Consider the following 19,690-nt stretch of genomic DNA (forward strand, 5'->3'; position numbering starts at 1 on the left):
CGCCCGTTCGGGGGACGCATGTTCGACTGCGGCTCCAAGGAAGGTTTCATCCAGGCCAATGTGGCGTTCGCGCTGAAGCGGGCCGACCTCAAGGGCTCGGTGCTGGAAGCGCTGCGCGAGATGATCGCGGAGCACGACCGCGAACAGGTTTCGGCCTGAGGATCTTCTTGTCTATCTCCAAATGCAAAAAAGGCCCGCTTTAGCGGGCCTTTTTTGCCTCGTGTGGCGCTCACTGGTTGCGGCGCTTGCCTTCCATCAGGTCGAGCACGGCCCGCGCCGCGTCGAGCACATTGGTGCCAGGGCCGAACACTGCCGCCACCCCATGGTCGAGCAGATATTGGTAGTCCTGGCGTGGGATGACGCCGCCGACGACGACAATGATGTTGTCGGCACCCTTGGCCTTGAGTGCCCCGACCAGCTGTGGGGCGAGCGTCTTGTGGCCGGCGGCCAGCGACGACATGCCGACGACATGCACCCTCGAGGCAATGGCGGTGTCCGCGGCCTCGTCGGGTGTCTGAAACAGCGGCCCGGCAATGACCTCGAAGCCGATATCGCCGAAGGCCGAGGCGATCACCTTGGCGCCGCGGTCGTGGCCGTCCTGGCCAAGCTTGGCGACCATGATACGCGGTTTCTCGCCTAGTGAGCCGGCAAACTGCTCCAGTCGCGAGACCAAAGTCCGGAACTCCGGCTCGTCGTCATAGGCCTTTCCATAGACGTTTTCGACAACCTCGGGCACGGCCGCATGATCGCCGAAGGCGCGGCGCATTGCGTCCGAAATCTCGCCGACCGTGGCGCGGGCGCGAGAGGCATCGACGGCGGCGGCCAGGATGTTGCCCTCCCCTGTCCGCGCGACCTGTTCAAGCGCCACAATTGCTGCCTCGACCCGCTTGGGGTCGCGCTGCCGGCGCGTGCGCTCGATGCGCTCGACCTGGGCCTGGCGGACAGCCGAGTTGTCGATCTCGAGGATGTCGATCTCGTCTTCCTGTTCGAGCCGGTACTTGTTGACGCCGACGATGACCTCGTCGCCGCGGTCGATCGCCGCCTGCTTGCGCGTCGCGGCCTCTTCGATCAGGCGCTTGGGCAGGCCTGTTGCGACCGCCTTGGTCATACCGCCCATCGCCTCGACCTCCTCAATCAGCGCCCAGGCCTTCTCGGCGAGGTCGTTGGTCAGGGCCTCGACATAATAGGAGCCGGCGAGCGGGTCGACGACCTTGGTCACGCCCGTCTCATGCTGGAGGATCAACTGGGTGTTGCGGGCGATGCGAGCCGAAAACTCGGTCGGAAGTGCAATCGCCTCGTCGAAGGAGTTGGTGTGCAGCGACTGGGTGCCGCCCAAAGCTGCCGACATCGCCTCGAAGGCGGTGCGGACGATGTTGTTGTAAGGGTCCTGCTCTTGCAGCGACACACCAGAGGTCTGGCAATGCGTGCGCAGCATCAGCGACGACGCCTTCTTGGGCTCGAACTCGGTCATGATGCGCGACCACAGCAGGCGCGCCGCCCGCAGCTTGGCCGCCTCCATGAAGAAGTTCATGCCGATGGCGAAGAAGAACGACAGCCGGCCGGCGAAGTCGTCGACATTAAGCCCCTTTTTCAGCGCCGCCCGCACATATTCGCGTCCATCGGCGAGAGTGAAGGCGAGCTCCTGCACCAGCGTCGAGCCGGCCTCCTGCATGTGGTAGCCGGAGATCGAGATCGAGTTGAACTTAGGCATCTCCTTTGCCGTGTACTCGATGATGTCGGCAACGATGCGCATCGAGGGCTCGGGCGGATAGATGTAGGTGTTGCGGACCATGAACTCCTTGAGAATGTCGTTCTGGATGGTCCCCGAAAGCTTGTCGCGCGACACGCCTTGTTCCTCGCCGGCGACGATGAAATTGGCGAGGATCGGGATGACCGCGCCGTTCATTGTCATCGACACCGAGATCTGCTCGAGCGGAATGCCGTCGAACAGAATCTTCATGTCTTCTACGGAATCGATAGCCACTCCGGCCTTGCCGACATCGCCCTCGACCCGCGGATGGTCCGAGTCATAGCCGCGATGGGTGGCGAGGTCGAAGGCGACCGACACGCCCTGCTGGCCGGCGGCTAGCGCCTTGCGGTAGAAGTTGTTGGAAGCCTCCGCCGTCGAGAAGCCGGCATATTGCCGGATCGTCCAGGGGCGGCCGGTATACATGGTGGCGCGTGGGCCGCGCAGGAACGGTTCGATGCCTGGCAGCGAACCGATATGGTCGATGCCTTCGAGATCATCCGCCGTGTAAAGCGGCTTGACGTCGATGCCTTCGGGCGTGTTCCAGATCAGCGTGTCGGGCGATGCCTTGATCTCGCGTTCGGCGAGCTTGCGCCAGTCGGCCTTTGTTGGGCGGTCAGTCATGGCACACCTACTCGAATTCCATGATCAGTTCGTCGACGGCGAGGCTTTCGCCTGCGGTTGCCGCGACGCGCTTGACCGTGCCCTTGCGCTCGGCGCGCAGCACGTTTTCCATCTTCATAGCCTCCACTGTCGCCAGCGACTGGCCGGCCTCGACGGTGTCGCCTTGCTTGACCAGGATCGACGTCACCACCCCCGGCATCGGGCAGAGCAGCATCTTCGAGGTGTCGGGCGGCAGCTTCACCGGCATCAGCTTCGCCAGTTCGGCGACGCGCGGGCTGCGCACATGGGTCATCACATCCATGCCACGCCAGCGCAGGCGCCAGCCGGTGCCCGAGCGCGAAGCCTTGACACCGATGGAGGTACCGCCCACGGCGAAGTTGGCGTGCGGGTGGCCGGGCAGCCAGTCGCTCGATACCGCAAGTGCTGCGCCGTCATCGAATTCGACCACGGTGCCGTCCGCCCCGTCCCTGACATGGAGCGGCAGAGTGAGGCCGGCAAGAGTAACCACCCAGTCGGCTCCGACGGGGCGCTGGTGGTTGGCGAGCGAGCCCGAGATCTGGGCGCTGCGGCGCTGTACGGACTGGTTGATCAGCGCCGCCACCGCGGCAAGCTTGCGGGCGTCGGCCTCGGAAGGTGTCACGCCAGTGAAACCGTCGGGGAACTCCTCGGCAATGTATGCAGTGGTCAGCGCGCCCGAGCGGAAGCGCTCCTGGTCCATGACCGCCGACAGGAACGGCAGATTGTGGCCGATGCCCTCGACCTCGAAGTCGTCGAGCGCCCGGCCCATGGCCTCGATCGCCGCCAGGCGGGCGGGAGCCCCTTCTCCTGGAGCAAAAGTGCAGAGCTTGGCGATCATCGGGTCGTAATACATCGAGATTTCGCCGCCCTCGAATACGCCGGTGTCATTGCGGACGATGGTGCCGTCGTCACGCTTGCCTTCGACCGGCGGGCGGTAGCGGGTCAGCCGACCGATCGACGGCAGGAAGTTGCGATAAGGATCTTCGGCGTAGAGGCGGCTCTCGATGGCCCAGCCGTTGAGCTTCACATCGTCCTGGCTGAAGCGCAGCTTCTCGCCAGCGGCGACGCGGATCATCTCTTCGACGAGGTCGATGCCGGTGATCAGCTCGGTTACAGGATGCTCGACCTGGAGACGTGTGTTCATCTCGAGGAAATAGAAGTTCCTGTTGCCATCGACGATGAACTCGACCGTGCCGGCCGAGAAATAGCCGACGGCTTTGCCAAGAGCGACAGCCTGCTCGCCCATCGCCTTGCGGGTCTCGGCGTCGAGGAAGGGCGACGGCGCCTCTTCGATAACCTTCTGATTGCGGCGTTGGATCGAGCATTCACGCTCGCCGAGATAGACGAGGTTGCCGTGCTGGTCGCCCAGCACCTGGATCTCGATATGGCGCGGTTGGGTGACGAATTTCTCGATGAAGATGCGGTCGTCGCCGAACGACGATTTTGCCTCGTTCTTCGATGACTGGAAGCCCTCGCGGGCCTCGGTGTCGTTCCATGCAATGCGCATGCCCTTGCCGCCGCCGCCGGCGGAGGCCTTGATCATGACGGGATAGCCGATCGAATTGGCTATCTTCACCGCCTCATCAGCGTCCTCGATCAGGCCCATGTGACCGGGCACTGTCGATACGCCGGCGGATGCCGCGATCTTCTTCGAGGTGATCTTGTCGCCCATCGCCTCGATCGCTACGGGCGGCGGTCCGACGAAGGCGACGCCCTCGGCCTTCAGCGCCTCGGCGAAGTTCGCGTTCTCCGACAGAAAGCCATAACCGGGATGCACCGCATCCGCCCCGGTCTGCCTGATCGCGTCGATGATCTTCTGGATGACGATGTAGGACTGGTTCGACGGCGCAGGGCCGATGTGGACGGCCTCGTCGGCCATCTTCACATGCAGGGCCTCGCGGTCAGCATCGGAATAGACTGCGACCGTTGCGATACCGAGCTTCTTGGCCGTCTTGATGACCCGGCAGGCGATCTCGCCGCGATTGGCGATGAGGATTTTCTTGAACATTTTTGACCTGCTCACAGCGGTATCGTGTCGTGCTTCTTCCACGGCGCATCAAGCTTCTTGCCGCGCAGGGCGGCGAAGGCGCGGGCGATGCGGCGGCGCGACGAATGCGGCATGATCACTTCGTCGATGAAACCGCGCTCGGCGGCGACGAAGGGATTGGCGAAGCGTTCTTCATATTCCTTGGTGCGTGCGGCGATCTTGTCTGCGTCGCCAAGTTCCGAACGATAAAGAATCTCGGTTGCGCCCTTGGCGCCCATCACCGCGATCTCGGCCGTTGGCCAGGCATAGTTGATGTCGGCACCGATATGCTTGGAGGCCATGACGTCGTAGGCGCCGCCATAGGCTTTGCGGGTGATCAGCGTGACCATCGGTACGGTCGCCTGCGAATAGGCGAACAGCAGCTTGGCACCGTGCTTGATGACGCCGCCATATTCCTGCGCCGTACCCGGCAGGAAGCCCGGCACGTCGACCAAGGTCAGTATCGGGATCGAGAACGCATCGCAGAAGCGCACGAAGCGCGCTGCCTTGCGTGACGAGTCAATGTCGAGGCAGCCGGCCAGCACCATCGGCTGGTTGGCGACGACGCCGACGCTCTGGCCCTCGATGCGCATGAAGCCGGTGATGATGTTCCTGGCGAAAGCCTCCTGGATTTCGAAGAAGTCGCCCTCGTCGGCAATGGCGAGGATCAGCTCCTTCATGTCGTAGGGCTTGGCCGCGCTGTCGGGGATCAGTGTATCGAGCCGCTTTTCCAGCCGCGCCGGGTCGTCGTGGAACGGCCTGACCGGCGGCTTCTCGCGGTTGTTGAGCGGCAGGAAGTCGAACAGCAGACGAACCTGCTCCAGCGCCTCGATATCGTTTTCGTAGGCGCCGTCGGCGACCGAGGATTTCGAGGTGTGGGTGCGGGCGCCGCCGAGTTCCTCGGCGGTGACGATCTCGTTGGTGACGGTCTTCACCACGTCGGGACCGGTCACGAACATGTAGGACGAGTCGCGCACCATGAAGATGAAGTCGGTCATGGCGGGCGAATAGACCGCGCCACCGGCGCATGGGCCCATGATGACCGAGATCTGCGGCACCACGCCCGAGGCGTCGACATTGCGCTTGAATACATCGGCATAGCCGGCAAGCGAGGCAACGCCCTCCTGGATGCGGGCGCCACCGGAATCGTTGAGGCCGATGACCGGCGCGCCGTTGCGCACGGCCATGTCCATGATCTTGCAGATCTTCTGCGCGTGCGTCTCGGACAGCGAGCCGCCGAGCACGGTAAAGTCCTGCGAAAAGACGTAGACCAGGCGGCCGTTGATGGTGCCCCAGCCTGTGACGACACCGTCGCCCGCCACCTTCTGCTCGGCCATGCCGAACTCGGTGGTACGATGGGTGACATACATGTCGAACTCTTCGAAGGAGCCTTCGTCGAGCAGCACGTCGATGCGTTCGCGCGCCGTCAGCTTGCCCTTGGCGTGCTGGGCGTCGATGCGCTTCTGGCCACCGCCGAGGCGGGCCTCGGCGCGGCGGGCTTCCAGTTGTTCGAGTACGGCGCGCATCAGTTCATGCCCTTGTGAGAAAGCCATTTCCAGGCGGCGGGAAAAGCGATTGCCGCAAGCACGGCCTTCATGACGTCGCCTGGGATGAAGGGATAAAGCCCGAAGGCCAGCACCGGTTTGTCCCAGCCAACGACGCTGCCGAGCCAGAGCAGGCCGGGAACGTAGATGACAGCGCCGGCGAGCAGTGCAGCCAGCATGGCGGTGAAGGCATTGCGATCCCAACCGCGTTCGGCGAGCCAGCCAGCGAGCGCGGCAGCAGGCAGGTAGCCAGCGAGATAACCGCCGGTCGGGCCCATCATGTAGGCAAGACCAATGCCCTTTTCCGGCGTGCCGGCGAAGACTGGCAGGCCGAGCGCACCCTGCGTCAGATAAAGCGCCACGGCGGCGGCACCGCGCACCGGGCCAAGCGCCAGGCCGAGACCGATGACGACAAGCGTCTGCATGGTCATCGGCACGGGATAGAATGGCACCTGGATCTTGGCCGAAACGGTCAGCAGCAGCGATCCCGCTACGACTGCCACTACATCCATCGTGCTTATCCGGCTTGTCCGTTCCGGTGCGACGGCCTGGTAGAGCGTCATTATTTTTCTCCCGCACTACGATCTTGCAAAACAATGTCTCCCCGCCGCGTCAGCGGCAAGGCGCAGTTAGCGCCCATTACGCCTATGCCCGCCATAGGAAAACCGTTGAAAGTGTGCAAAAGCGTAATGTACAAATTCCAAAAATGTAAATTGCGAAATTGCAAATATGGCGACCCGCAAACTCTATATTGGCCGCAAAGTGCGCGAACTGCGCGAAGCCAACAAGGCGACGCAGGCGAGCTTCGCCGAGCGCATCGGCATCTCGACCAGCTATCTCAACCAGATCGAGAACAACCAGCGCCCTGTCTCAGCCTCGGTGCTGCTGGCGCTGGCCGAAAAGTTCCAGATCGACATTTCGGAGATTTCGCAGGGCGACAATGACCGGTTGCTGTCGGCGTTGACGGAAGCGCTGTCCGATCCGATCTTCGAGAATTATGCGCCCAACCTGCAGGAGCTCAAGCTGGTGACGCAGAACGCGCCGGGCTTTGCCCGGGCGCTGATCTCGGCGCACCAGGCCTATCGCCGCAATTCCGAGCAACTGGCGAGCCTCGACGACACGCTGGGTCGCGGTGCCGCCGGGTCGGAGCCGACGCCTTACGAAGAGGTGCGAGACTTCTTCCACTTCGTCGACAACTACATCCACGCGCTCGATGTGGCGGCCGAGCGGCTGGCGGGCGAACTCGGCATCGGCGAGCGCGACAGCTATGCGGCGCTCGCCGGGCATCTCGAAAGCAAGCACGGAGTCCGCATCGCCCGCGTTGATGCCGATGACGACGCGCTGCGCCGCTTCGACGCTAAATCGGGCGTGCTGTTTCTCAACCCCTACTCGCCGCTTGCCACCCGCAGCTTCCAGATTGCCTTTCAGATCGCCGAGATGGAGATAGAGGCCGAGGTGGCGCAGGTCGCTCGCTCTGCCGATTTCCGCACCAGCGAGGCGCTGGAGATCTGCAAGATGGGGCTGCGCAACTATTTCGCTGGGGCGCTTGCCCTGCCTTACCAGGCGTTCATGCGCGCGGCCGGCGAGCTGCGCCACGATCTCGAATTGTTGGCGGCGCATTTCGGCGCCTCGATCGAGCAGGTGGCGCATCGCCTCAGCACCTTGCAGCGCCCAGGCCACAAGGGCGTGCCGATCTTCTTTGCCCGCATCGACCGCGCCGGCAACATCACCAAGCGCCATAGTGCGGCCAAGCTGCAGTTCGCCCGCTTTGGCGCTGCCTGCCCGCTGTGGAACGTGCACCAAGCCTTCGAGACGCCAGGGCGCATCATCCGCCAACTGGCCGAAACGCCCGATGGCGCGCGCTATCTCTGCATCGCAACCGAGATTTCAAAGGGCGGCGGCGGCTTCAACGCGCCGCATCGCCGCTATGCCATCGCACTTGGCTGCGAGGTCACCTACGCCCAGGATTTTGTCTACGCCGACGGGCTGGAGCTGGGCAGCAAGACCGCCTTCGATCCGATCGGCATCTCCTGCCGCATCTGCGAGCGCACCAATTGCCTGCAGCGTGCCGTGCCGCCGCTCAAGCGACGGCTGGTGATCGACAGGGATGTCCGGCATCCGCTGCCGTATCGGATCGGCTGAACGTCAACCGTCCCTGCGTGCCAACAGCCCGCCGACGGCCAGCGTCAACCAGCCCACAATCATGCCGGTGCCGCCCACCGGCGCGGCAAACGGAAACAGGCGCTGCCCGAGATAGTCGCGCGCCAGCAGGTCGCCGGAGAACAGCAGCACCGCCAGAAGCAGGATGGCGGCTCCGATGTGCAGCACACGGCTGCCCGCAACCACCAGCGACAGCGCCAACAGCACAGGCGCGTGAAACAGCAGGAAGTTTGCGGCCGTGGCGAAATTGGCGCTGCCGCCATGGCTGGCTGCGGCAGATAGCGCCACGCCGGCTGCACCGAACAATGCAGCGGCGACAAACAGAACCCGGTCGAACTTCATTCATGTGCTCCTGAGGGCGCGCCTTCCGGGGAAGATACGCGGAAGTGCGAAGGAAACCTGCCAAAACTTCCGCCCCTGCCCGCGCCGATTGCCGCAGCCCTGCCGCTTTTCTGTGGAGCTTGAGATGGCGTGGGACAATGGCCGTTTGGCGTTCCGGCCGGCAGTCACTATGTTCGCGCACCCGTTCAACAGGCACCAGGATTCCATGGCTGGCGACAACAGGAAAATCGCTGCGATCATCGCGGCCGAGATCAACGCGAAGCCCGAGCAGGTCGTGGCCGCGGTCGGACTGCTCGACGAGGGCGCGACCGTGCCGTTCGTCGCCCGCTACCGCAAGGAGGTCACCGGCGGCCTCGACGACACGCAGCTGCGCGATCTCTCCGAGCGCCTTGCCTATCTGCGCGAGCTCGAGGCGCGCCGCGCGGCAATCGTCGAATCGATCACCAGCCAGGGCAAGATGACCGACGATCTGGCGGTTCGAATCGCTACCGTAACGACCAAGGCAGAGCTTGAGGACATCTACCTGCCCTACAAGCCGAAGCGCCGCACCAAGGCTGAAATCGCCAGGGAGCGCGGGCTAGGCCCTCTGGCCGAAGCCATCCTCGCCGACCGCTCCAAGGTGCCGGCTGAACTCGCCGTGGCTTATGTCGCCGGAGAGGTCGCCGACGTGAAGGCAGCGCTCGAAGGCGCGCGCGACATCGTCGCCGAGAGCATCTCGGAGAACGCCGACCTGCTCGGCCGTCTGCGCACCCACATGAAGGAGCGTGCGGTGATGCGCGCCCGCGTCGTCGACGGCAAGCAGGAGGCCGGCGCCAAGTTCTCCGATTATTTCGACCATTCCGAGCGCTGGGCTTCCGTGCCTAGCCACCGCGCGCTGGCCATGCTGCGCGGCCGCAACGAGGACGTGCTGTCGCTCGACCTCGAGATCGATGCCGACGACATCTCGCCGGTCAAGCCGGTCGAGCGCATGATCGCCGCCGCCTATGCGATTGGCGCAACGCTTCCGGGCGACCAGTGGCTGATGCAGGTTGCCGGCTGGACCTGGCGGGTGAAGCTGTCGCTGTCCTTGTCGCTCGACCTGATGCGCGACCTGCGCGAGGCGGCCGAAGAAGAGGCGATTCGCGTCTTCTCGCGCAACCTGAAGGATCTGCTGCTCGCTGCCCCGGCCGGCTCGCGCGCCACCATGGGCCTCGATCCAGGCATCCGTACCGGTGTCAAGGTCGCGGTCATCGATGCCACCGGCAAGGTGCTCGACACCACCACCGTCTACCCCTTCCCGCCCAAGAACGACGTGCGCGGTACACAGGCCGAGCTGGCCCGGCTTATCATCCGCCACAAGGTCGAGCTGATCGCCATCGGCAACGGCACCGGTAGCCGCGAGACCGAGCGTCTGGTCGCCGATATGCTGACTGACATGCCGGCGCCGAAGCCGACCAAGGTCATCGTCAGCGAGGCCGGCGCGTCGGTCTATTCGGCGTCGGCCACTGCTGCCGCCGAGTTCCCCAATCTCGACGTGTCGCTGCGTGGTGCCGTGTCCATTGCGCGGCGCCTGCAGGATCCGCTCGCCGAGCTGGTCAAGATCGAGCCCAAGTCGATCGGCGTCGGCCAATATCAGCATGACGTCGACCAGTACCGTCTCGGCCGCTCGCTCGAAGCGGTGGTCGAGGATGCGGTGAACGCCGTCGGCGTCGACCTCAACACGGCCTCCGCCCCCCTTCTCGCCCGTGTCTCAGGCCTCGGGCCGTCGCTTGCCGAGTCGATCGTGGCCTATCGCGACGCTTCGGGCGCCTTCGCCACGCGCCGCGATCTGCTGTCGGTACCGCGTCTCGGCCAGCGCGCCTTCGAGCAATGCGCCGGCTTCCTGCGCATCCGCGACGGCAAGGAGCCGCTCGATGCATCCTCGGTCCATCCTGAAGCCTATGGCGTCGCCAAGAAGATCGTTGCGTCCTGCGGCCGCGACCTGCGCCAGCTGATGGGCGACAGTGCCGCGCTGAAGGCCATCGATCCCCGCGCGTTCGTCGATGAGCGTTTCGGCCTGCCGACCGTGCGCGACATCATCGCCGAGCTGGAAAAGCCGGGTCGTGATCCGCGTCCGGGCTTCAAGACCGCGACCTTCGCCGACGGGGTCGACGACATCAAGGACCTGAAGCCGGGCATGCTGCTCGAGGGTACGGTGACCAACGTTGCCGCCTTTGGCGCCTTCGTCGACATCGGCGTGCACCAGGACGGCCTTGTCCATGTCTCGCAGCTGGCCGACAAGTTCGTGAAGGACCCGCATGAGGTCGTGAAGGCCGGTGACGTGGTGAAGGTCCGCGTCGTCGAGGTGGACATCCCGCGCAAGCGCATCGGGCTCACCATGCGCAAGGACGGCGGCGAGGCGGCGCCGCGCTCGGCCGCTCCCGCCAAGGCCCGCGACATGAAGTTCGCCTCGTCCAAGCCACAGCAGAACAAGCCGGAGCAGCAAGGCGCATTCGGTGCGGCGCTGCTCGAGGCGATGAAGCGGAAGTAGGCGACGGGGCGAGGAACCCAAGCTGGGAGGACCTCCTCTTCCCCGTCGATCGGGGGAAAGATGGCCCGAAGAGCCGGAGTGGGGGTCGACCTGATCCCCCTACTCACCCAGCGGCATCATCGCCCTTGCCCGGCTCGCCGTTCGTGCTTAGAAAGCCCGGGAAACGCGGCCCCAGCCGGCCGCTTGCAAAAGGTGCCGTGCTCAAATGTCCAAGTGGAAAGACGTCAAGAAGGTCGTGCTCGCCTATTCCGGCGGTCTCGACACCTCCATCATCCTGAAGTGGCTGCAGACCGAGCTCAATGCAGAGGTCGTCACATTCACCGCCGATCTCGGCCAGGGCGAGGAACTCGAGCCGGCGCGCAAGAAGGCCGAGATGCTCGGCATCAAGGAAATCTTCATCGAGGACGTGCGCGAGGAATTCGTCCGCGACTTCGTTTTCCCGATGTTCCGCGCCAATGCCGTCTATGAAGGCGTCTATCTGCTCGGCACCTCGATCGCCCGTCCGCTGATCTCCAAGCACCTCGTCGACATCGCCCGCAAGACCGGTGCCGACGCCATCGCGCACGGCGCCACCGGCAAGGGCAACGACCAGGTCCGCTTCGAGCTGTCGGCCTACGCGCTCAACCCCGATATCAAGATCATCGCGCCGTGGCGCGACTGGTCGTTCAAGAGCCGCACCGATCTGCTCGACTTCGCCGAGAAGCACCAGATCCCGGTCGCCAAGGACAAGAAGGGCGAGGCCCCCTTCTCAGTCGACGCCAACCTGCTGCACTCCTCGTCGGAGGGCAAGGTACTGGAAGATCCGGCCGTCGAGGCGCCCGAATATGTCCACATGCGCACGATTTCGCCTGAAGCCGCGCCCGATAAGGCGACCATCATCAAGATCGGCTTCGAAAAGGGCGATGCCGTTTCGATCAACGGCGAGCGCCTGTCGCCGGCGACCCTGCTCGCCAAGCTCAACGATTATGGCCGCGACAACGGCATCGGCCGCCTCGACCTTGTCGAGAACCGTTTCGTCGGCATGAAGTCGCGCGGCGTCTACGAGACCCCCGGCGGCACCATCTTGCTCTCTGCGCACCGCGCCATCGAATCGATCACGCTCGACCGCGGTGCGGCGCACCTCAAGGATGAGCTGATGCCGCGCTACGCCGAGCTGATCTACTACGGCTTCTGGTTCTCGCCCGAGCGCCAGATGCTGCAGGCGGCGATCGACCTCAGCCAGAAGGACGTCGAGGGCGAAGTTACGCTCAAGCTCTACAAGGGCAACGTCATGGTCATCGGCCGCGAGAGCGCGAAGTCGCTCTATTCCGACAAGCTGGTCACGTTCGAGGACGACCAGGGCGCCTACGACCAGAAGGACGCTGCCGGCTTCATCAAGCTCAACGCTCTGCGCCTGCGCACGCTGGCCGCGCGCAACCGGTAATGATGAGCTTTTCTTCTCCCCGTTCTAAGGGAGAAGATGCTGGCAGGCTGATGAGGGGCCATGCAAGCCCCTCATACTTACGCGCTGCCCCTCATCCGGCCCTTCGGGCCGCTTTTCCCCGTGAACTCGGAGAAGGAACCCGCCTCCTTGGCCGACGGGTAGCGTGCCCAGAAGATGTGATGTTGATAATGTAATTCCCGTACAGGAAAGCGCATCACCAAAAAGCGCTGTTGATCCAAAAGACGCGAAGTTGACATCGAATTCACGGAAAGCCTCAATGGAAACATTGAGGGGGATGAATTCCAGATGATCAGCAAGAATAGTATATGCGCGTTTTCATGTCTAATTTTGGCGTCTTGCGCATCTAGCAACACCATCAAGACATCATCTAGCACCGCTATCGTGCAGACATCAGCTGAGGCGATGTGCGGTGGTGCTGGTGCGGCAAACGTTGCGCAAAAGCAGGCAGCGATCGAAACTCTCAAAGCTGGCTTTGACCGTTACATCATCTTCGACTCGGCTGCATCGAGCGACGTTCAGGTGACGCAGATGCCCGGAAGCTACCAAACCAGTGGCACTGCCATGATCTATGGCAACAGGGCAACCTATCACGGAAATACACAATATATCCCTGGACCAACAATCGTCTCAGGCGGATATCAGCAGTCGTTTGCCATAAAGATGTTCCGCGAGGGTGAAAGCGGTGCTTCGGATGCGGTTTCTGCGCGGGAGACGCTGGGTCCGAAATGGCAGCAGCTTGTGAAGGTCGGCACAATCCGCACCTGCACCTAGGTCATAGCGCGATTGGTTGACGTGGGCGCGCTGGTGAGGGCGGGGCTCATTGCCTCGTCTCATTCACGCTCCGCCTTCATACATATCCCGGAGATATGTCCGCTTGGCCACCTCATCGCGCGCCGAGAATAGATAACTGCTGAATGCCAGCCGTTCGTGGTTGACCGCGGCCAGTTCCCAGACGCAGAACGTGGCTCGATGCGGCCCGGGCAGCGGAAACAGCGAAAAATCGGGTGCGTTGGCCGTCTTGGCATAGACGGTTTCCCACATCTCGTTGGCATTGCGCCACGAGCTCACCAGCAGGAAATGGAAGTCGCCGCCGCAGCGGTGCAGGATGACGAAGCCGAGCTCACCCTTGAGGTCGAGGCGGCCGGTCGCCGTTTCGGCTGCGAGGAAGCGGCGGGCGAGCGCGTCGGTATCGCGCGTCACCGGCGTGTCGCGCTCTGCGATGTCGTACCATTTCAGCAGGCCGCCGCCAGATGTCGCCGGCAGGCCCGGGGTCACTGATTTGGGGTAGTGGGCATAACCTTCGACATTGCCGAAGGGCGAGAGATCGGCGGGCAGGCCGCTCAGGCTGTTCATGAAAAAATCCTCGTCCGCATCGAAAAAGCCCGGTGCAGGCACCGGGCTTTTGTCATTCTGCGTCCGAGGTCCTGGCTTTGCCAGTGCTCCGGAAATGTCTCCTGACAGGGTCGTGTCAGGTCTGCGGGCTTTAGTTTCCGTCAATCTCGGCGCCGATGATGGCGATGGCCTGCTGGTAGACGCTGGCCGCGTTCCAGCCCTGGAGTGCGGCGAAATTGGCCTGGCCGGGCTGGTAGCCAGCGCCTGGCTGCCAGCCATGGCCGCGCAGGAAGTTGGCGGTTGAAGCCAGCGCGTCGGCCTTGGAGCGGACCATGTCGATCTTGCCGTTGCCGTCGCCGTCGGCGCCGTACTTCAGCACGTTGACAGGCAGGAACTGAGTCTGGCCGATTTCGCCATGGGCCGCGCCGACGGCGTTGGTCGCCAGCGTGCCCGACTGGACCAGCTTGAGGGCTGCGTAGAGCTGGTCGGTGAAATAGTCCGAGCGGCGGCAGTCATAGGCGAGCGTCGCCACGGCCGACAGCGTGTGCTGATTGCCCATATAGGCGCCGAAACCGGTTTCCATGCCCCAGATCGCGATCAGCGGGCCCGCCGGAACGCCGTAGCGCTGCTCGATGCTCTGGAAGAGTGCGGCGTTCTGCTTCTTCAGCACCTTGCCCTTCGAAGCGATGGTCTTGCCGCCGCGCTTGGCCATGAACTGGTCGAGCGAGAGCTTGAAGCTTTTCTGGTTGCGGTCGGCGTAGATCGTCTTGGTGGCATAGGTCGTATCGGACAAAGCGTCGAGCGCCCTGCCGCTGATGCCGTTGGCTGCGGCTTCCTTCGCAAACGAAGCCTTCCAGGCCTCGAAGCCGCCTGAGTTGTTGCCGCACTGGGCAGCGTATGCGCCGCCAGCCGTCACCGCCAGCATGGCGGAGGCCGCAGCAAAAGTCTTCACCTTGGCAAGTATTGCCATGCCGTACTCCTGATGCCTGAATCAATGCCCTTGGGAGGGAAGTTGCCAGCCGCACGCTCTCTTGTCATCGTTAAGAAGGCGTTTACGTCCCCACTGTCTTGCAATGGCTGGTGGCAAAAAACTCGCACACGATCAAGCGGTGAATGTGGCGAGAGCGGGGAAAAACCATGGAAGATGCCGATGTTGTGATCGTCGGTGCGGGTTCCCGGGTCTTTCGACTGCAAAGAGCTATGCCCGAGTTTGTTCAACCTCAGGGTGCCGGAGGCGGGGGACGTGGGGTTGGGGCAGGCCATCCTGCACAGGCCGGCCCGACTGGCTGCAGTGAAAGGCCGGAACAATTTGTGAGCGGAACGTCGGCATTTTGGCCGGAACGGATGCTAACGGGTCTCGTTCCCTGCTCCTGGGGGACCAAGAAAAGGAGCGAAAAGATGAAACCCACCTTGCTGCTACCCGCTGTCGCGGGGGCACTTCTCGCCTTCTCCGTCCCCTCTTTTGCGGAGACCGCCGTTTCCGCCGCCACCGATTTGAACGTGCGCGCCGGCCCCGGGCCGCAATATCCCGTCATCGGCGTGATCGATGCCGGCCAGTCAACGGTGCTGCGTGGCTGCCTCGAAAACAGCAAGTGGTGCTCGATATCAGATTCCGGCGGTGAGGGCTGGGTCTATGCCGACTATCTTGTTGGCGATTTCGGTGGTCAGGACATCGTTTTGTCTCAGCGCCCTGCAGGTTCCGACGTGGTCGTGGTCGATCCGACGGCCGCTGGCGGTGCCGGTGACGTGGTCATCGATGACACGACCGGCGCCATCATTGCCGGCGTTGCCGGACCGGCGATAGAGCCGCCTGGCGAGGTGCGCAGCTACGTAACCAGCCACCGGATCGAGCCTGTCTATCTGGACGGCGAGGTTGTCGTTGGGGGGAGCCTGCCCGATACGGTGGATCTGACCGAAATCCCCGACTACGAGTATCGCTACGTCTATGTGAACGGCCAGCCGGTGCTGGTCGAGCCGTCCAGCCGCCGCATCGTCTATGTGGTGCGTTAATCCTTGGCGAGATCGCCGGGCTTGACGCCCGGCGGTGCTCACACATGGACCTTGCTGAGATTGCCTTCGGTCGCATCGTCGGCCGGGCGCAGCGAAGCGCGAAGCAGCCAGAGATAGAAGGCTGTCACGACAAGGACGACCAGCCAACCCGGCAACGGTCCGAGGCTGGCGTTGGCGGCCAGGTCCCAGAGCGACGACACGAGGTCGGCACTGCCATGGCTTTGCAGCGTCGGGGTCGTGATCTTGAGCACCCATGCGAGCAGCAGGATCAGGAACATCCAGATGTAGTTGCGTCTCAGCCGGCGCGAGAAGGCGTCAGCGTAGGAGATGCGGAACTGCGGATCGCGGAGGCTTTCGGCCAGCATCTGCCGCCAGTTGACGGTATCTCCGGCAAGCGGCGAGAAGATCGGCGCGAAATAATAGCGTTCGAAGGTGCGCACCCGTGAACGGTAGACGTCGAAGAAGCGATAGCGGCGCGCTTCGATCCATAGCAGGAGGAAGACGAGCAGCATGGCAAACAGCAGCACGCCGTGATGAGCGCTCGGCGTCGACAGGGACACCGACAGCATCGCGGCGACTACCGTGATCGCCCAGTTGCTGGTGCGGTCGATGCGGTCGCGCCAGCCGGCCATCCTCGCCATTTCGGCGCGATGATAGTGCGCCATCGTGTTGACGATCTCGGTCGAGGTCATGGGCGTCAGCGCCCCGGGCTGGAGCAGCTCGGTCTTCACCATTTCCGGCATCGCAACCTCCCTGGTGTGGGCAGGCCGCGGCTTCCAGGTGTGCCGTAGTGCCGCGCCGGTGGCCGATGCAGCCCGCTGCCTTGGGATTTTATACCCGCCAGCCCCGAATTGTACGGAAAACCGCGGTCAGCTGTCTCTCGGCACGCTATTTTCGCGGCGCTTGACCAGGGCAGCGAAATCATCGGCCGGAATGGCCTTCGAATAGAGATAGCCTTGGCCGATGCGGCAGCCCATGCCAAGGAGCACGGCCTCGTGGGCCAACGTCTCGATGCCTTCAGCGACGACGGTCATCGCCATGTCGTTGGCCATGCCGAGCACGGCGCGCACGATCGCGGCGTCCCGGGGTTCGTTGAGCAGGTCACGCACGAAGCTGCGGTCGATCTTGAGCACGGTCAGCGGAAACCGCTTGATGGTGCTGAGCGCCGCGTGTCCGGTGCCGAAATCGTCAAAGGCGAGGCCGACGCCGGCCGTCGCGAGTTCGCGGAAAGGTGCGAGCGTGCGCTCTTCATTGTCGAGGGCGATGGTCTCGGTGATCTCGAGTTCGAGGGCGCGGGACGGCAGGCGATGCCGCTCGAGCGCTGCCATCACCGTTTCGGCCAGGTTGCCGGCGTTGACCTGCACGGCGAACAGATTGACTGCCATGCGCAGTGCCGGCAGGCCCTCGGCGCGCCAGACAGCCGATTGCCGGCAGGCCTCGTCGAGGATCCAGTTGCCGACCGTCAGCGCGCCGGAATGGGTTTCGAGTACAGCCAGGAAGTCGGCGGGCTCGAGCAGGCCGCGTGTCGGATGGTTCCAGCGCAGCAGCGCTTCGGCGCCGACCACCCTGCCCGAGTTGAGGCACACCTGAGGCTGGTAATGAAGCGTGAACTCGCCGGCGCCTATGGCCCGCAGCAGCTCGTCCTGAAGCGCCCGCCGCACCGCCACCGCGTTGAGCATGGACGGCTCGAACATGCAGTAGCTGGAGCCGCGCTGGCGCGCCCGGTAGAGGGCGAGATCGGCGCTGGCCAGCAGCTCCTCGAGGTCGCCGCCGTCGCGCGGGCCGACCGCGCCGCCGATGCTGACGCCGAGCTTCAAAAGGTGATCGCCGATGCCGAAGGGCTTGTCGAAGGACTGCAGCAAGGCACGGGCCGCAGCCGCGGCCGTCGCCGGGTCGTCGATGCGACGCAGGAGCACGGCAAATTCGTCGCTGCCAAGCCGGGCCACCATGGCATCGGCCTCGACGGCAGCGGGCAGCCGCACGGCAAGCGCCTGAAGCAGCGTGTCGCCGGTGGCATGGCCCAGCGTGTCGTTGATCCTTCTGAAGCCGTCGAGATCGATCAAGAGCACGGCAGTCTGCTCGCCGATCTCGAGCGCTTCCTCAAGGCGCATGTCGAACTGGAAGCGATTGGGCAGGCCCGTCAGCGCATCCTGGTGGGCGAGCCTGTGCAACCTGATGTCGCGCTGGCGGCGATCGGAGATATCGCGGATCAGCCCGCCCATGGCCACGCCATGGGGGCCGTTCCAGACCGACAGCGACAGCTCAATCGGGAATTCGTTGCCGTCGCGCCGCTGCGCCGTCACTTCGACTGTCTTGCCGCTCAGCTTCGAGCGCTTGCCGGAACCGACCTTGGCCACCCCGGCTTCGTGGGCGCCGCGCAGCCGTGGCGGAATGATCAGGTCGAGCGTCTGGCCGATCATCTCGTCGTAGTCGTAACCGAACATCCTTTCGGCCGTTTTGTTGACGAAGGTGATCTTGCCGTCGGCGTCGATGACCACCAGGGCGAACTCGATGTTCTCAACAAAGCCGGCCAATGACGGCGTGGCCTCGCCAGCCGCATCAGGTTGAGGAACGCCTCGCGTATGTCGTTTGCGCATCTGAACAAGCTGCTTGAAAGTAATTCAAAATTGCTTGGTGGGTCGTTTCGTAAAACACTATCATATGAACACTATTCTGGAGTGATTAACGGGTTTCGCGCAAGGTGTCGCAAACGATAATTGAGTGAAGTCTTATATAACTGGTGATATGCGCCGAGATCGTATGGGGATAAGTCTTGCGAATTGCACTGATCGTATCGGGTGCGGTCCCTTGCAGGGGCTATGGCGGCACCCAACGGCAGGTCGAGTGGCTGGCCAGGGAGCTGATGCGGCGCGACCATCAGGTCGTGGTCGTTGCCGGCCATGTCACCGGCCCTGCCTCCTTCGAGTTGCGGCAGGCCTCGACCGAGCAGCAAATCCGCGAGGCCATTCCGGCGGATACGCAACTCGTCCATTGTCATGGGCCGCATCTCGAGCTTCCGCTGCCCACCCTCAACACCATGCATGCGGTGGGGGGGAGCCTTGCCGACAGCGACGGCAACTGGAGCTTCGTCAGCGCCAGCCATGCCCGGAATCATGGCCGGCAGAGCTTCGTCTTCAACGGCTTTCCCGTCGATGAGTATCGCCTGTCCGCAGGCAAGAACGACCGGCTGCTTTTCCTTGCCGGCATAGCGCGGGCAAGCAAGAACCTGAACCGCGCGGTGGGGCTCGCGCGGAAATACGATTTTGGCCTGGACATAGCCGGAGGCGCGCGCTGGATGCTGCTGACGCGCAGCCAGGTGCGCCGCGACCTCGTCTTCTTCAAGAGCCTTTCGCCGCGCTATCATTTCCACGGCATCGTCGATGGCGACGAGAAGCTCGCTTTGCTCGGCCAAGCGCGTGCCTTCCTAAACCCGATCGCCTGGGAGGAGCCCTTTGGCATGGCACCGGTCGAGGCGATGCTGTGCGGTACGCCGGTGCTGGCGACACCCCGCGGGGCGATGCCTGAGATCGTCGATCCGGAGACGGGGCGGCTGTTCGAGACGGACAAAGAGTTTGCCGCAGCCCTCGATGATGTGTCGGCGCTGGCACCGGCGCGTTGCCGCGAGGTGGCGGCCGAACGTTTCTCCATTGCCAGGACCGCGCATGGCTATCTCGATCTCTATGCCCGTATCCTCGACGGCGAGCGTCTGCCGTGACGCCGGCGCGGCGCAAAAGTGGTGGCAAAGCTTGACTCCCCGGCCATTTTCCTGTCTACAGCCCTCGAAATTCCGCGAAGAGTTCCACTCCTAGCGGCCGACCGGGACACCCCAGAGGTTGTCAAACGATCCCGGAGGCCAACACCCGGCAGCGCGATGCGCCCCCGGGTGCTTTTTGGTTTTGGCCGCATGAATGGTTTGGCGCTTGGGCGCGGAGGC

The 19,690-nt window shown here is 63.7% G+C and carries 15 protein-coding genes and 1 pseudogene; 7 read left to right on the forward strand and 9 right to left on the reverse strand.

What is annotated here, in order from left to right; all coding sequences use genetic code 11:
* Positions 1–159 (forward strand): annotated as a pseudogene (locus tag NDO48_RS06830) (UTP--glucose-1-phosphate uridylyltransferase); the annotation flags it as partial.
* Positions 160–229: 70 nt separating this feature from the next.
* Here the strand turns inward: NDO48_RS06830 and scpA are convergent.
* The 4 genes from scpA to NDO48_RS06850 are packed head-to-tail and all read right to left on the reverse strand — an operon-like array spanning position 230 to position 6,522.
* On the reverse strand, positions 230–2,371 hold the full coding sequence (gene scpA, locus NDO48_RS06835) for a methylmalonyl-CoA mutase (RefSeq protein WP_018430492.1): 2,142 nt from the start codon (positions 2,369–2,371) through the stop codon (positions 230–232).
* Between the two features lie 7 nt (positions 2,372–2,378).
* Positions 2,379–4,397 carry an acetyl-CoA carboxylase biotin carboxylase subunit gene (locus tag NDO48_RS06840; protein WP_267321195.1) on the reverse strand — a complete coding sequence of 673 codons (2,019 nt, stop codon included), beginning with the start codon at positions 4,395–4,397 and terminating at the stop codon, positions 2,379–2,381.
* Between the two features lie 11 nt (positions 4,398–4,408).
* Positions 4,409–5,941: an acyl-CoA carboxylase subunit beta gene (locus NDO48_RS06845; RefSeq protein WP_018430490.1), complete on the reverse strand. Its 1,533-nt coding sequence runs from the start codon at positions 5,939–5,941 to the stop codon at positions 4,409–4,411.
* Positions 5,941–6,522 (reverse strand): biotin transporter BioY, encoded by a 582-nt coding sequence (locus tag NDO48_RS06850; protein ID WP_018430489.1) that lies wholly within the window; start codon positions 6,520–6,522, stop codon positions 5,941–5,943. Before NDO48_RS06850 ends, NDO48_RS06845 begins: the two co-directional genes overlap by 1 nt.
* Before the next feature lie 166 nt (positions 6,523–6,688).
* Between NDO48_RS06850 and NDO48_RS06855 the strand changes: the two genes are divergently transcribed.
* Positions 6,689–8,101 (forward strand): helix-turn-helix domain-containing protein, encoded by a 1,413-nt coding sequence (locus NDO48_RS06855; RefSeq protein WP_018430488.1) that lies wholly within the window; start codon positions 6,689–6,691, stop codon positions 8,099–8,101.
* A 3-nt stretch (positions 8,102–8,104) separates the two neighbouring features.
* On the opposite strand, the gene NDO48_RS06860 is transcribed toward NDO48_RS06855, so the two are convergent.
* Complete coding sequence (locus NDO48_RS06860) at positions 8,105–8,461, reverse strand: DUF423 domain-containing protein (RefSeq protein ID WP_018430487.1); 357 nt, start codon at positions 8,459–8,461, stop codon at positions 8,105–8,107.
* Positions 8,462–8,666: 205 nt separating this feature from the next.
* Here NDO48_RS06860 and NDO48_RS06865 point away from each other — a divergent pair, with 205 nt between their 5' ends.
* The 3 genes from NDO48_RS06865 (at position 8,667) to NDO48_RS06875 (ending at position 13,185) form a co-directional block, all read left to right on the forward strand.
* Positions 8,667–10,970 carry a Tex family protein gene (locus tag NDO48_RS06865; RefSeq protein WP_267321196.1) on the forward strand — a complete coding sequence of 768 codons (2,304 nt, stop codon included), beginning with the start codon at positions 8,667–8,669 and terminating at the stop codon, positions 10,968–10,970.
* Positions 10,971–11,175: 205 nt separating this feature from the next.
* A complete protein-coding gene (locus NDO48_RS06870; protein ID WP_018430485.1) occupies positions 11,176–12,393 on the forward strand; it encodes an argininosuccinate synthase in 1,218 nt (405 codons plus the stop codon).
* Between the two features lie 306 nt (positions 12,394–12,699).
* Positions 12,700–13,185 carry a hypothetical protein gene (locus tag NDO48_RS06875; protein WP_051091925.1) on the forward strand — a complete coding sequence of 162 codons (486 nt, stop codon included), beginning with the start codon at positions 12,700–12,702 and terminating at the stop codon, positions 13,183–13,185.
* Between the two features lie 63 nt (positions 13,186–13,248).
* Here the strand turns inward: NDO48_RS06875 and NDO48_RS06880 are convergent, their stop codons facing one another.
* Together NDO48_RS06880 and NDO48_RS06885 are read right to left on the reverse strand one after the other, a co-directional pair.
* Complete coding sequence (locus tag NDO48_RS06880; RefSeq protein ID WP_157632828.1) at positions 13,249–13,767, reverse strand: hypothetical protein; 519 nt, start codon at positions 13,765–13,767, stop codon at positions 13,249–13,251.
* Between the two features lie 130 nt (positions 13,768–13,897).
* Complete coding sequence (locus NDO48_RS06885) at positions 13,898–14,716, reverse strand: lytic murein transglycosylase (protein ID WP_018430481.1); 819 nt, start codon at positions 14,714–14,716, stop codon at positions 13,898–13,900.
* 428 nt (positions 14,717–15,144) lie between these two features.
* On the opposite strand from NDO48_RS06885, the gene NDO48_RS06890 reads away from it, so the two are divergent.
* Entirely contained in the window at positions 15,145–15,756 is a 612-nt protein-coding gene (locus NDO48_RS06890) for a DUF1236 domain-containing protein (RefSeq protein ID WP_018430480.1), read from the forward strand.
* A gap of 38 nt (positions 15,757–15,794) precedes the next feature.
* Here the strand turns inward: NDO48_RS06890 and NDO48_RS06895 are convergent, their stop codons facing one another.
* Together NDO48_RS06895 and NDO48_RS06900 are read right to left on the reverse strand one after the other, a co-directional pair.
* Positions 15,795–16,499, reverse strand: coding sequence for a DUF2270 domain-containing protein (locus tag NDO48_RS06895; RefSeq protein WP_018430479.1), 705 nt, complete (start codon positions 16,497–16,499; stop codon positions 15,795–15,797).
* A 126-nt stretch (positions 16,500–16,625) separates the two neighbouring features.
* Complete coding sequence (locus NDO48_RS06900) at positions 16,626–18,353, reverse strand: putative bifunctional diguanylate cyclase/phosphodiesterase (RefSeq protein WP_157632827.1); 1,728 nt, start codon at positions 18,351–18,353, stop codon at positions 16,626–16,628.
* 176 nt (positions 18,354–18,529) lie between these two features.
* Here NDO48_RS06900 and NDO48_RS06905 point away from each other — a divergent pair, with 176 nt between their 5' ends.
* Positions 18,530–19,471 (forward strand): glycosyltransferase, encoded by a 942-nt coding sequence (locus NDO48_RS06905; RefSeq protein WP_018430477.1) that lies wholly within the window; start codon positions 18,530–18,532, stop codon positions 19,469–19,471.
* The last annotated feature ends 219 nt before the right edge of the window (positions 19,472–19,690 follow it).

The organism is Aminobacter sp. MET-1 (assembly GCF_026521175.1).
In the GTDB taxonomy this organism is placed as follows: domain Bacteria; phylum Pseudomonadota; class Alphaproteobacteria; order Rhizobiales; family Rhizobiaceae; genus Aminobacter.